The sequence below is a fragment of the Paludibaculum fermentans genome (assembly GCF_015277775.1).
GTDB lineage: Bacteria > Acidobacteriota > Terriglobia > Bryobacterales > Bryobacteraceae > Paludibaculum > Paludibaculum fermentans.
Window position 1 is genome coordinate 8,288,517 of the sequence record NZ_CP063849.1, and the last position, 13,096, is coordinate 8,301,612.

The 13,096-nt window shown below is 62.2% G+C and carries 8 protein-coding genes; 6 read left to right on the plus strand and 2 right to left on the minus strand.

What is annotated here, in order from left to right:
- Nucleotides 1-71 precede the first annotated feature (71 nt).
- Nucleotides 72-1,349 (minus strand): Gfo/Idh/MocA family protein, encoded by a 1,278-nt coding sequence (locus IRI77_RS32860; RefSeq protein ID WP_194449163.1) that lies wholly within the window; start codon nt 1,347-1,349, stop codon nt 72-74.
- Between the two features lie 82 nt (nt 1,350-1,431).
- On the opposite strand from IRI77_RS32860, the gene IRI77_RS32865 reads away from it, so the two are divergent.
- The 6 genes from IRI77_RS32865 (at nt 1,432) to IRI77_RS32890 (ending at nt 12,128) form a co-directional block, all read left to right on the plus strand.
- Nucleotides 1,432-2,199 (plus strand): sulfite exporter TauE/SafE family protein, encoded by a 768-nt coding sequence (locus tag IRI77_RS32865; RefSeq protein ID WP_194449164.1) that lies wholly within the window; start codon nt 1,432-1,434, stop codon nt 2,197-2,199.
- A 68-nt stretch (nt 2,200-2,267) separates the two neighbouring features.
- On the plus strand, nt 2,268-2,609 hold the full coding sequence (locus IRI77_RS32870) for a PadR family transcriptional regulator (protein ID WP_194449165.1): 342 nt from the start codon (nt 2,268-2,270) through the stop codon (nt 2,607-2,609).
- Between the two features lie 12 nt (nt 2,610-2,621).
- Entirely contained in the window at nt 2,622-5,360 is a 2,739-nt protein-coding gene (locus IRI77_RS32875; RefSeq protein WP_194449166.1) for an ABC transporter permease, read from the plus strand.
- Between the two features lie 400 nt (nt 5,361-5,760).
- A complete protein-coding gene (locus IRI77_RS32880) occupies nt 5,761-9,255 on the plus strand; it encodes a carboxypeptidase-like regulatory domain-containing protein (RefSeq protein WP_194449167.1) in 3,495 nt (1,164 codons plus the stop codon).
- 30 nt (nt 9,256-9,285) lie between these two features.
- The gene (locus tag IRI77_RS32885) at nt 9,286-10,407 is read left to right on the plus strand and encodes a tetratricopeptide repeat protein (RefSeq protein WP_194449168.1); all 1,122 of its coding nucleotides are present in this window, start codon (nt 9,286-9,288) and stop codon (nt 10,405-10,407) included.
- Nucleotides 10,404-12,128 carry a CRTAC1 family protein gene (locus tag IRI77_RS32890; protein ID WP_194449169.1) on the plus strand — a complete coding sequence of 575 codons (1,725 nt, stop codon included), beginning with the start codon at nt 10,404-10,406 and terminating at the stop codon, nt 12,126-12,128. The genes IRI77_RS32885 and IRI77_RS32890 overlap by 4 nt, the downstream gene beginning before the upstream one ends.
- On the opposite strand, the gene IRI77_RS32895 is transcribed toward IRI77_RS32890, so the two are convergent.
- Nucleotides 12,125-13,063: an ArsR/SmtB family transcription factor gene (locus tag IRI77_RS32895; protein WP_194449170.1), complete on the minus strand. Its 939-nt coding sequence runs from the start codon at nt 13,061-13,063 to the stop codon at nt 12,125-12,127. The two genes, IRI77_RS32890 and IRI77_RS32895, sit on opposite strands and share 4 nt — an antisense overlap.
- Nucleotides 13,064-13,096 lie beyond the last annotated feature (33 nt).

Below are 13,096 nucleotides of genomic sequence, written 5' to 3' on the forward strand. Positions count from 1 at the left end.
CCGTGACCCAATGAAGGGACGATCCCACCACCTGTGGGGCCGTCCCTTTTTTGCATTTTACGCAGGCCCGCCTACCCCAGCTTCCAGGGCTTCCTGTACTCCTTCGTCAGCCAGCGGTTGGCGTCGGCATCACCCACGATCTGCTCCTGAGCCGCATCCCACTTCAGTGACCGCCCCAGCCGCATCGAGATGTTCCCCAGGTGGCACATCACCGCCGTCTTGTAGCCTTCTTCGACATCCGCGTTCGGCTTCTTCCGGCTCTTCACGCAATCCAGGAAGTTCCGTACGTGCGCCGAATGCTGCTCCGTGCCCGGATACTTCTGCTGCTCGACGCCCGGTTGCTTGGCGTCCAACCCGCTCCACTTCTCGCCGTTGATCTCGATGCCGCCGCGCGTCAGCCGCATCGTCGCATTCGTGCCATGCACCGTGATTCCAGACTTCCGGGCGCTGTTCATCTCGCAGGTGGTCCAGGTCAGCACCCAGTCCGGAAACTGGTACAACACTTCCTGCACATCCGGAGTCTCGCCCGCGCCCGTCAGGCAATACCGCCCTCCAAACGCGGCCACCGCCTGCGGTGCGTCCGCATTCATGGCCCACCGCACAATGTCGATGTCGTGCGCGCCGAAGTTCGTCATCTGCCCGCCCGAGTAATCCCACCACCAGCGGAAGTGGTAAAGGCAGCGCATCTTGTTGTACGCCCGCGCCGGAGCCGGCCCCAGCCACATCTCCCAGTCCAAGTCGCTCGGCGGCTTCTCGTCCACGGCCGTACCCCAGCCCGGCATCGCATTCCGGATCAGGCTCGCCTGCACCTGCGCGATCTTCCCCAACTTTCCGCCGCGGATCATCTCCACCGCCTGCGCATAGTGCGGCCCCGACCTCTGCTGGCTGCCCGTCTGAACCACCCGGTTGTACTTCCGCGCCGCGTCCACCATCGCCCGGCCTTCCCGCACCGTCAGCGACAACGGCTTCTCGCAGTAGACGTCCTTACCCGCCTGGCAAGCGGCAATTGTCGGAATGGCATGCCAGTGATCCGGCGTTCCCACGATCACGGCATCGATGTCTTTCCGCTCGATCACCTGCCGGAAATCCTTATACGATGCCACCGGACCGCTGGCCGTACCCGCCTGCTCCGCCAGCGCCAATCCCAGTTTCAGGTTCGGTTCGTAAACGTCGCAAACCGCAACGGGCACAACCTCGGGATTCTTCAGGAACAGCTTCCAGTCCGACCGGCCCTGGCCGCCCGATCCGATCAGCCCCACCCGGATCTTGTCATTCGCGCCCATCACCCGCTGGTAGCTCGCCGCCGTCATCGCGGCGGAAGAAAGGAAGGTTCGTCGGTCAATTGTCATGGCAGTAGCTGGTGTCCGGTTTCATTCTTTCACACCAACCCGGTCCAACCGCTCGCGCATGGCAAGATGGAAGAACCTCCTCATGACTCTCTGGCATGGCGCCTCTGTGTTCGCCGCCGCGTTTGTCGCCGGCATGATCAACTCCGTCGCGGGCGGCGGGACACTGCTCACGTTCCCCACCCTCGTCTGGCTCGGACTCTCTCCTGTCACCGCCAATGCCACCAGCACCGTCGCCATCTGGCCCGGAGCCCTCGGCAGCATGTGGGGCTACCGCGAAAACATCCGTCATAGCGAACGCCGCCTGCTGCTGCTCGTGATCCCCAGTCTCACGGGAGGCATGCTCGGCGCCTGGCTACTGCGCTTCACTCCGCCCGCCATCTTCGCCGCCCTCGTGCCTTACCTGATCCTCTTCGCCACCATCCTGTTCATGGTGCAGGAGCCCATCCAGCGCTGGCTCGGCCTCCACCAGTCCGGTGAGACCCACAAGACCGCCCGCTGGCTCACCGGAGCCATGTTCTTCCAGTTCTTCGTCGCCCTCTACGGCGGCTACTTCGGCGCCGGCATCGGCATCCTCATGCTCGCCGCGCTCAGCATCATCGGCCTCCACGACATCCACCAGATGAACGGCCTGAAGAACTTCTTCGGCATGTGCATCAACGGGGTCGCCGCCCTCTACTTCGTCTTCATGCGCATGGTCTACTGGCCCGACGTCGCCGTCATGGCCGTCGCCGCTATCATCGGCGGCTATGGCGGAGCCGGACTCGCCCGCCGCCTCGGTCGCACTTTCGTCCGCCGGGCCGTTGTGGCCATCGGCTTCGGCATGGCCATCTCGCTCCTCGTCAAACACTAGCCGCCGCAAGTTTACACACCAGCCCTTGCCGTTGAGCCCCGCCTCTGTCATGCTCCCATAAGAGATTTATGGGAGACAAAACAGACAAACAGGGCGAGCTCCTCCAGGGCACCCTCGACCTTCTGATCCTCAAGACCCTCACTCGCGGCTCGAAACACGGCTACGCCATTGTCGAGTGGATCCAGCAGACCTCCGAGAGTGTCCTGCGCGTGGAAGAAGGCGCCCTGTATCCCGCCCTCCACCGCCTCGAGCTCAAAGGCTGGCTCTCGTCGGACTGGGGCGTCTCCGAGAACAAACGCCGCGCCAAATACTACGACCTCACCCCCGCCGGACGCCAGGCCCTTGCCGACTCGACCGAGTCCTTCAATCGCCTCACTGGTGCCGTCCAGCGCATTCTCCAAACCGCCTAGAGGAGCCTTGCTGTGTTCTCTGAACTGCGTTTGCGCATCAAAGCCGCTCTCCACCGGCGCCGCCTCGATCGGGACCTGGAAGAGGAGGTCGCCTATCACCTCCAGCGCCGTGCCGACAGCCTCCGCGAGGCCGGTGACCCCGACCCCGAGCACGCCGCCCTGCGCCGCTTCGGCAACCCCTCTTCGCTGCGTGAGAACCTGCGTGACCAGTGGAGCTTCCCGCGTCTCGAATCCATCTGGCAGGACCTCCGCTATGCCGCCCGCCTGCTGCGCAACAGCCCCGGCTTCACCGCCGTCGCGGTGCTCTCCCTGGCCCTCGCCATTGGAGCGAATACCTCCATCTTCACCGTCATCGACGCCATTCTCCTGAAGACCCTCCCGGTTCCCGAGCCGGGACAGTTGCTGATCCTGCGCAACGGAAGCAGGGTCGAAAAGGACCTCCGCTGGTCGCGCACCGGCTCCATGGGCAGCCTCGACAAAGAGTCCGGACTGCGCACCAGCAGCGTCTTCCCCTTTCCCGCCTTCCAGAAGCTCCAGGCCCAGCTCACCTCGGCTTCCGTCTTCTCCTTCGCCAGTCTCTTCGACATCCACACCGTAGTGCAGGGCCGCGCCTCCATGGGTTCGGGCCACATGGTCTCCGGCAACTACTTTCAGGTTCTCGGCGTTCACCCCGGCCTGGGCCGGCTGCTGGATGAGGCCGACGACCGCCCCGGCGCGCCTCGCGTCGCCGTCGTCAGCCATCGCTTCTGGCAGACCGCAATGGCCTCCGACCCGGCCATCGTCGGCCGCACCCTCGGGGTCAACACGGTGAGCTTCACAATCGTTGGCGTTGCCCCGCCTGGCTTCTATGGAGTCTCCGTCGGCGGCTTCATCTCCGCGCCCGACGTCTACGTCCCCCTGCAAGCCCAGCCCCTGCTCGCGCCATATTCGAGGCACCCCAGCCAAAACGTCTTCCAGGCCTCTGACTTCCTCTGGCTCAACATCATGGCCCGCACCCGGCCCGGCGCCTCCCGCCAGTCCACTGCCGCTGAAGCCACCAACCTCTGGCGCCAGTTCATCCTCGAACAGGGTTTCTCCAAGGACCCTGGCCGTGACGGTTTCCGGGTCGTCGCCCTGCCCGGAGCCCAGGGCATCGACTCCCTTCGCAGTAAGTTCGAACGCCCGCTCGTCATGCTCCAGGTCGTGGTCGGCCTGGTCCTGCTCATCGCCTGCGCGAATCTCGCCAGCCTGCTGCTGGCCCGCTCCGAATCACGGCGCCGCGAGATCCACGTCCGGCTTGCACTCGGCGCCGCCCGCGTCCGCCTGCTTCGCCAGTTCCTCACGGAAAGCCTGCTGCTGGGGGCATTGGCCGCCGCATTGGGTGTGCTGCTGTCGCAGTGGGGTACGCGCATCCTCGTCTCCGCGCTCCTGGAACGCGAAGATGCCCTGCGCCTCCAACTCCAGCCCGACCTGCGCGTCCTGCTGTTCAGCCTTGCCTTGTCCCTGCTGACCGTCTTCCTGTTCGGACTCGCACCCGCCTTCCGCGCCACCCGCACCAGCCTCGCGCCCGAGATGCACCGCACGGCCCGCACAGCCGTCCTCGGCCGGGCCGTCATCGTCACGCAGGTGGCCCTTTCACTCGTCCTGCTGGCGGGGGCCGCCCTGTTCCTCCGCACCCTCCAGAACCTCTACTCCGTCCAACTCGGGTTCAACAAGGACAATGTCCTCATCTTCGCCATCGACCCCACCCGCAATGGAGTGCGGGATCAACAGTTGGTCAACTTCTACGAAGCCCTGCGCGCCCGGTTGCGCGCCATCCCCACCGTGCGCTCTGTCTCCGCTTCCAACGAGACCCTCGTGAGCGGCTGGTATTCGAGCTCCATGATCACCATGAACGGTGCGGCGGGAACTGCCAGTCAGCCCATCAGCATGCAGTTTCTACGGGTCACGCCGGATTTCTTCGAGACCATGGGCATCCAGCTGCCCGCCGGCCGCGGCATTCTCGAATCCGATACCGCCTCCGCCCCCTCGGTCGTCGTGATGAGCGAAGCGGCAGCGCGCCGCGTCGCGCCCTCCGGTTCCCCCATAGGCCGCACCTTCCAGTGGACAGGCAAGTGGGGCGGAAAGGACATCACGGTGGTCGGCGTGGCTCGCGATACCCGCCCGCACGACTTCACCCAGCCCATCGAACCCACGCTCTATGTCCCCTACCTCCAGGGCCCCTGGGATCTCGGGCGTCTCCACTTCGAACTCCGCACCTCCGTGTCTGCCCGCGAAGTGCTGCCCCTTGTGCGCCAGGCCGTCCAGGATCTCGACGCCAACCTGCCGCTCTATCAGGTCCGCACCCAGAGTGAACAGGTGGATGAACGCTTCACCCTGCAGCGTGTGCTCGCCCGGGCCTGCACCGCCTTCGGCCTCGTCGCCCTGCTGCTTGCCTGCATTGGCATCTACGGCCTCATCGCCCACTCGGCGGCCCGCCGGACCGCGGAAATTGGTGTCCGCGTCGCACTCGGAGCCCGTCCACCTGACATCGTCTGGCTTGTCTTGAGGCAAGCCGCCCTGCTCGCGGCCATCGGAATCGTGGCCGGTGTCGGACTGTCATTGCTCTGCGCCCGCCTCGTCGAAGCCAGCCTTTACCAGGTGAAAGCAACCGATCCGGCCGCTCTGGCCGCCGCCGCCCTGATCCTCGCTCTCACCGTGCTCGCGGCCGGCTTTCTGCCCGCCCGCCGGGCCGCCCGCGTCGATCCTGTCTCTGCGCTCAAGTACGAGTAGTCCGCCCCTGCCCGCTGCGATGTGATCTCCGCATCACAGGTTCGTTGCATTCAATATGTACCGATACGGTTTTGTTCACTCTGATCACGTGAACGCTAACGAATGAACCGGAATGGTCTCCAAAGCCAGCGTTTGTGATATCTCAATTCGGCCGATTTCGACGTCCATGAAATCTTCCTAACCTGCTAGAACCAAGTCAGTTACCGGGAATGGGGATCTATCGATACCTCGAAGGTGGTATATGCCGCCTTGGAGCACCCTCCGGTTACGTTTTGAACTGCAACATAAAACGATTCATTGACAGGTTACTATTATTACGTTAGTATCAGCCCCAGCCTAGCGCAGTGGGCCGTAGGCTCGTTGCGTAGGACAGATCATTGGTCCAAGGGGGTCACAGCGTATGATGCTCTCCCGAGTAGTCATTCGTAGTAAGTTCGTGCCGATCCTCGCGCTTCTTCCCTTTCTTTGTATGACCGGGTGGGCGCAGCAGATTACCGGCACTATTAGCGGCACGGTGAAAGACGCACAGCAGGCGGCCGTCGTCGGTGCGAAAGTCACAATCGTGAGCGCGCAGCAAGGTACAACCCGTGAGGTCAGTACCAACAATGAAGGCGTCTTCGTCTTCACCAACACACAGCCTGGAACCTACAATCTCAGCATCGAGTCCACTGGGTTCAAGAAGTTCGAGCAGAAGAATGTCGTCCTGTATGCCAGCGACCGTCTCAGCCTCGGCGACCTGTCACTCAGCGTCGGCGCGTTGACTGAGACCGTCACTGTCGAAGGTGACGCAGCGCAGGTTCAGGCCACCTCGGCGGAACGCGCCGGCGTTCTGACCAACAAGCAGGTTGTCGATCTGGCGCTCACCAGCCGCAACCTGTTCGATCTCGCCAAGACGATTCCCGGTGTTGTCTACACCGGCGGCGTCGGCGGCATCGCTGCCAACGGCAATCGCAATAACCAGAACAACTTCACGCTCGACGGCGTCACCAACATGGACACCGGTTCGAACGGCGGCACGCTCGCGTCCACCAACATGGACATGATTGCCGACATGAAGATCATCACGAACTCCCAGGGTGCGGAGTTCGGCCGCGCTTCCGGCGCTCAGATTCAGGTCGTCACCAAGGGCGGCACACAGCAGTTCCATGGCACCGGCTACGGCTTCCATCGCCACGAAAGCCTGAATGCCAACACCTGGCGCAACAATATCGACAACCGTGCCAGGCCGTTCTACCGCTATAACTTCGCCGGCTTCAACGTCGGCGGCCCCGCCTATATTCCCGGCAAATTCAATAAGGACAAAGAGAAGTTCTTCTTCTTCGTCGGTATCGAATGGCAGAACCAGTTGGTTCCGAACAGCCTCTCGAACGTCACGGTGCCCACGGCCCTCGAACGCCAGGGCGACTTCTCTCAGTCGCACGACGCGGGCGGTGCTGCCCTTAAGATCCTCGATCCGGCGAACAACAAGGCCCAGTTCCCCAACAACCAGATCCCAGCCAGCCGGCTCAATGCCGACGGCGTGAAGATCCTCAACTGGTATCCCTCACCCAACGCTCTGGGCATCAACAACGGCTACAACTACCAGTCGCAGGCTTCCAACAAGTACCCCCGGCGCGAAGACATCTATCGCGGCGACTACAACATCAACGACAAGTGGAAGGTTTACGCGCGCTACATCAACAACAAGGATGAAACCAGCATGGCCTACGGCCAGTGGAACGCGCAGTACAACATCCCGTTCGGCCCGATGAGCTTCGGCGCACCTGGCTGGTCGTTCGTGTCCAACGTCACCACGATCATCAACCCCACGCTCACCAACGAGTTCCTGTTCGGGTCGTCCAAGAACGTCCTGCACATCTTCCCGCTGGACAACGCCTTCGATCGCGGCAAGCTGAACCTCTCGTACAAAATGCCGTATCCGGACGTCGACAAGCTGAACCTCGTTCAGAACTGGCAGTGGGATGTCCCGAACTCGCCCAGCGTCAACTTCACCGGCACCCCGTTCTCGAACTACAACCACACCTACGACATCACCGATAGCGTGGCCAAGGTTTGGAACGCTCACACGATCAAGACCGGCATCTACATCAACAAGAGCGCCAAGGATCAGACGTCCACCAACTCCATCAACGGCTACGTCAACTTCAGCCGTGACGCGAACAACCCTGGTGACACTAACTGGTCCTGGTCGAATGCACTGTTGGGCAACTACAACTACCTGCAGCAGTCCAACAAGGTGTTGAACGGGCAGTATCGGTCCATCAACGTGGAGTGGTACCTGCAAGACAACTGGAAGGTGAGTTCAAAGTTGACGTTGGAATACGGCGTCCGCTTCTACTACATCCAGCCGCAGTATGACGACGCATTGCAGACCTCGTCCTGGAACAAGACCCTCTTTGACCCCGCCTCCGCCGGCGTCCTGCGCACGGCAGCCTTGAACAGCAGCGGTGTCAGAGTCTCCGTCAACCCGCTCACGGGTGAGCAGGGTCCCGCCGCCCTCATCGGCTCCCTCGTCAACACTGGCAAGGGCTTCGTGAACGGCGTCTATGCCAACGGCATGGGCTTGGCCGGTCAGAACTATCCGAAGGGCCTGCTCGATGGCCGCGGCCTGCAATATGCCCCGCGCCTCGGCCTGGCTTATCGTGTCGCCAACAAGACCGTGATTCGCGCCGGCGGCGGTGTCTTCTATGACCGCCTCCAGGGCAACCCGATCTTCGACATGCTGGTCAACCCGCCCTCCATCGCCACGCCTCGTTTCTACTACGGCAACCTGACCTCGATTCCGGCCGCTTCGGCTGGCATCTTCTTCCCGGGTGGCGTGAACGGCTTCGACAAGAAGGGCCACATTCCCACCACCTACAACTGGAACTTCACCATCCAGCGGGAACTGCCCATGAACATCCTGTTCGACATCGCCTACGTTGGTTCTTCCTCGAACCACCTGCTCTACCGGCTCAACCAGAACGCCATCCCGCTGGGTGCCGCCTGGCTGCCGCAGAATCAGGATCCGCTCAACGCGAACCCCAAGTTCGATGGTTCCACCAGCAACGCGCCCAACTTCTATCGCGCGTACCAGGGCTATACCAACACCACGGCCTATGGCTTCGGTGCCAACTCGAACTACCATGCGATGCAGATGTCGGCCAACCGCCGCCTCGGCAACGATTTCACCTTCGGCGTGGCCTATACCTGGTCGAAGGCGATGGGCACCACCAACGACGACTACACGACGATCAATCCGTTCAACTTCCGCGCGGCCGAGTACGATGTACTCAACAACGACCGTACGCAGGTTCTCGTATTGAACTACGTGTACAATCTGCCCAAGTTCATCAAGGGCACCAGCGGTGCCTCCAAGGTTGCCAAGTTCTTCACGAACGAATGGCAGATCTCCGGCATCACCACGTTCCAGACAGGCGCTCCCAACAACATCACCTTCTCCATCGACGGTGTTGGCAACCTGAATGAACGCTACACGGGTTCTCCCGACGTCGGCCCCCGCGTTGTCTACACCGGCCGGCCGTCCTATCCCAAGACCCTGAATCAGTACATCGACGGTTCTGTCCTCGCTCTGCCTGCAATCAAGGGAAGCCAGGGCTTCGACTCCAACCGCTACCCCGTCCGTCAACCCGGCTGGACCAACTGGGATGTTTCGATCTTCAAGAACATCCCGATTCGCGAACAGATGCGCCTCCAGCTCCGTTGCGAGATGTTCAACGCCCCGAATCATCCTGAATTCAGCGATTACAACAGGGGCGCCACCTTCAATGCAGCCGGCAAGCTCACCAACCTGCCGACGGCTCTCGGTGGCACGGGCGGACGCTTCGGCTTCGGTGCCATCACCGGAACCAACGACCCCCGCCGCATCCAACTCGCCGCGAAGTTCTACTTCTAAGCGAATGGAGAGGATATACTGGGCGATCTAATGCTCAGTGTCTGGTTAACACTCTTGCTGGCCGCTGTCCCGCAACAATTGCTGGACAGCGGCCGGCAGGCGTTTCAGGCCGGTGATCTGGCCCGCGCCGAACAACTCTTCCGCGAATACCTGAAGTCCAATCCGAACTCAGCCGAAGCGCTCTCCAACCTGGCCGCCGTCCACGCCCGCCGCGAACAGTTCACTGAGGCCGTTGCCCTCTACGAACAAGCCCTCAAGGCAAACCCCGCCCTCATCCCCATCCACTTCAATATCGCCGTGTCGCTAGGGCGCATCCAGCAGTACGGCAAAGCCGCCAGCCATCTGCGCACCTTCCTCAAAACCTACCCCCGCGAAGCCCGCGCCCACCAGCTTCTCGGCCTCTGCCTGGTCGAAACCGGCGAGCTGTCGGAAGCCCTCTCGGAACTGGAGATCTCTTATAAGGAGAACGACAGGGACCGCAGCATCCTGTACGCTCTCGCCTACGCGCAAAGCCGCGCCGGCAATGCCGATCGCGCCGCGGAACTCCTCGCCCGCTCGGAAGGCGACCCTACCCAGGCCAAGCTCATCGAAGGTCTCATCGAATACCGCCGCGGCCGCTACGACGAAGCCAAGGTTCTCTTTGAAGCCGTGGTCTCCGCCAACCCGAACATGGCGCCCGCCCTCGCCGCCCTGGGCCGCCTCAATCTTCTGGCGCGCCGGGACGACGAGGCCATCAGCCTCTTCGAACGTGCCCTCAGGGTCAATCCGTCCGACTCCGAATCCACCTACCAGTTGGGCGTCCTCTACGACCGCAATGGCCGCTCGCCGGAAGGCATCACCATGCTGAAGCGCGCCATCACCCTGCGCGCCAATTATCCGGATCCTCACTATCAATTGGGCCGCATCGCCCTGAACGCCAAAAACTACCCCGTCGCCCTCAAGGAATTGGAAGAGGCCCGCCGCATGCTGCCAGACCAGGAGGCCATCCGCCTTCTCCTCGGCCGCACCTATCAGGCCCTGGGCCGCGCGGCGGAAGCGAAGAAAGAGTTCGACGAAGTCCGCCGCCTCAAGGCCGAAGTCATCGAGAAATCCCGCCAGCGCGTCGAGTCCGACTCGCTCATGCAGCAGGAACCCAGCCCCCGCGAAAAATGAGACTTCTGATCGCTGTCTTCCTCCTCTCTGCCGTCCCGTCGCTGCCCCAAGGCATGGCGTCGCGTGGCGTCAAACCCCAGCCTCGTCCCAAGTTATCCGGCAAGCCGTGGCCTTCTTCGCTGGTGAACGTGGCTTCAAAAGCGGGTCTGACTCACACCCAGATCTACGGCGCCGAGCGCGACGTGCAATACGTCTCCGAAACCTCCTCAGGCGGCGTAGCGTTCCTCGACTACGACAACGACGGCTTCCCCGACATCTTCTTTGTCGGCGGCACCCGCTTTGGCACTCCGCCCCCCGGCGCTGGCAACCGTCTCTACCACAACAACCACGACGGAACATTCACCGACGTCACGGCGAAATCCGGCCTCGCCCGTGTGGGCTGGGGCCAAGGCGTCGCGGTGGCCGACTACGACAACGACGGTTACCTCGATCTCTTCGTCACCTATTGGGGCGAGAACGCGCTCTATCGCAACAACCATGACGGCACGTTCACCGACGTGGCCCGCAAGGCCGGCCTCATCCCCGAACCTGCCCCCGCCTATCCTTATTGGTATGCGGGCGCCACCTGGCTCGATTACGACCGCGACGGCCGCCTCGACCTCTTCGTCGCAACCTATATAGACTTCGATCTCACCAAGATCCCCAAACCGGGCCAAAGCGCCTCCTGCAACTGGAAAGGCGTCATGACGCCCTGCGGACCCCGCGGCCTGAAGACCGGCCGCCAATTCCTCTACCACCAGAAACCAGACGGGACCTTCGAAGACGTAAGCCAACGCTCCGGCATCGGCCGCGCCCGCTCTTCGTTCGGCCTGACCGCCATTGCGGCTGACCTCGACGGCGACGGCTGGCCCGACATCTACCTCGCCTGCGATTCGACACCATCGCTCTTCTTCCGCAACAACCATGACGGAACCTTCTCGGAAGAAGGCATCGAGCGCGGCATCGCATTAAATGATGATGGGATGGAGCAGGCCGGCATGGGCCTCGCCATCGGAGACTTCAACGCCGATGGCATCCTGGACATCTTTAAAACCCACTTCGCCGACGACACCCATATCCTTTATGAGGGGTTGGGCAAAGGGCAATACCGCGACATTACGCAATCGTCCGGGATCGGTGTCGAAACCCGCTTCATCGCCTGGGGCGCGGGCATGCCGGATCTCGACAACGATGGCTTACCGGATCTCTTCCTCGTAACGGGCAACGTCTATCCCGACACCGAACGCGACCTGCCCGCCTATCCCAGCCGGATGCCGCCGCTTCTGTTCAGAAACCTGGGAGCCGGCCGTTTCGAGCAGTTGTTCGCCGCCCAGGCCGGGCCGGCGATGGACGAGGTCCACTCCTCCCGCGGAGCCGCCTTCGGCGACTTCGACAATGACGGCGATCTCGATGTAGTTGTATGGAATCGCAATGAAACGCCCGCGCTCTATCGCAACGACCTGAAGTCCACCAACCACTGGCTCAAGGTGAAGCTGGAAGGCACGGTCTCCAATCGCGCTGCGATCGGAGCGCAAGTCACTGTGGAATATGGAGATCGCAAACAGGTCCAGGCGGTCCTCTCGCAAGCCAGTTTCACCTCGCACAACGACCTGCGCCTGCACTTCGGCTTAGGCGCATCCACCCAGGCCGCCATCACGATCCGCTGGCCCAACGGACAGATCACCAGGCATGCGGCCAAGGAAGTCGACAAGTTGCTCCAGATTAAGGAGCCGGCCAACTAGGCTCGAGGCTTATCGCCGACAACCAGCAGCGTTTCGAAAAACGGCGTCTGCTCCTCTTTATGGACGACCGTGGATTCAATCCGGCTGAATCCTGCTTTCTTCAGGAAGCCAACCAGTTCAACTTCAGCGAAGCCTAACCATAGATCCGCGTACAGTTCCCGCGCCTCCTCGAAGTGATGCTTCACCAGATCGAGCACCGCAATCCGTCCACCCGGGCGCAGAATTCGAAACGCTTCCTTGACGGCGCGGTCAGGATGCTGGGCGTGGTGGAGCGACTGGCTGAAGAACGCGAGGTCGACCGACGCGTCCTCAATGGGCAGCTTCTCCATGTCGCCGCGCCGGTACTCGAGATTTCCAATGCGGTTTTTTGCGGCCAGATCGGCGCCGAATTCGACCATTTTCTCGGAATTGTCCACCGCAATCACGCGCTCCGCGCGCTGGGCCAGCAATTGCGAAAAAGTGCCCTCTCCGGCGCCCAGGTCGGCGATCACCATCGGCGGCATCAGTTTCAGTAATGTCTCAGCGAGGCCCTTCCAGGACCGGCCCGGAACGTAGTGCTTCCCGAACTTGCCGGCCAGTTCATCGAAGTAGGCCCGCATCCGGTCGCGCCGCTTATTCAAGGTGAGGTTGAGCGCCTCGGTATCCCGTTCCGCCTCGGCGACCTCAACTGCCCCATCCTGAAGCACTTCCAGCAACCGGCGGCCGCTGTCGGAGCGCGGTTCCGTCAACCGGTACATCACACTTTTGCCGATCCGCCGGTCTTCCACCAGCCCCGCCTGGCGCAGTTGGGAGAGCTGGCTGGAGATCGTACTCTGGCCGGTAGAAAGGATCTCCTGCAATTCGGCCACGGTCAGTTCCTCCTGCGCGAGCAGCAGAACCAGCCGCACCCGGCCCGGATCGGACAGCAATCGGAACGTGTTCAGCATTGACGGCATAGTGCGATGTCACTTATCATATCAACGTATCGC

Bases quoted from the DNA above. Each gene is read 5' to 3' on its own strand.
- IRI77_RS32860 (WP_194449163.1), bottom strand. From the start codon at position 1,349: ATGACAATTGACCGACGAACCTTCCTTTCTTCCGCCGCGATGACGGCG.
- IRI77_RS32865 (WP_194449164.1), top strand. From the start codon at position 1,432: ATGACTCTCTGGCATGGCGCCTCTGTGTTCGCCGCCGCGTTTGTCGCC.
- IRI77_RS32870 (WP_194449165.1), top strand. From the start codon at position 2,268: ATGGGAGACAAAACAGACAAACAGGGCGAGCTCCTCCAGGGCACCCTC.
- IRI77_RS32880 (WP_194449167.1), top strand. From the start codon at position 5,761: ATGATGCTCTCCCGAGTAGTCATTCGTAGTAAGTTCGTGCCGATCCTC.
- IRI77_RS32885 (WP_194449168.1), top strand. From the start codon at position 9,286: ATGCTCAGTGTCTGGTTAACACTCTTGCTGGCCGCTGTCCCGCAACAA.
- IRI77_RS32890 (WP_194449169.1), top strand. From the start codon at position 10,404: ATGAGACTTCTGATCGCTGTCTTCCTCCTCTCTGCCGTCCCGTCGCTG.
- IRI77_RS32895 (WP_194449170.1), bottom strand. From the start codon at position 13,063: ATGCCGTCAATGCTGAACACGTTCCGATTGCTGTCCGATCCGGGCCGG.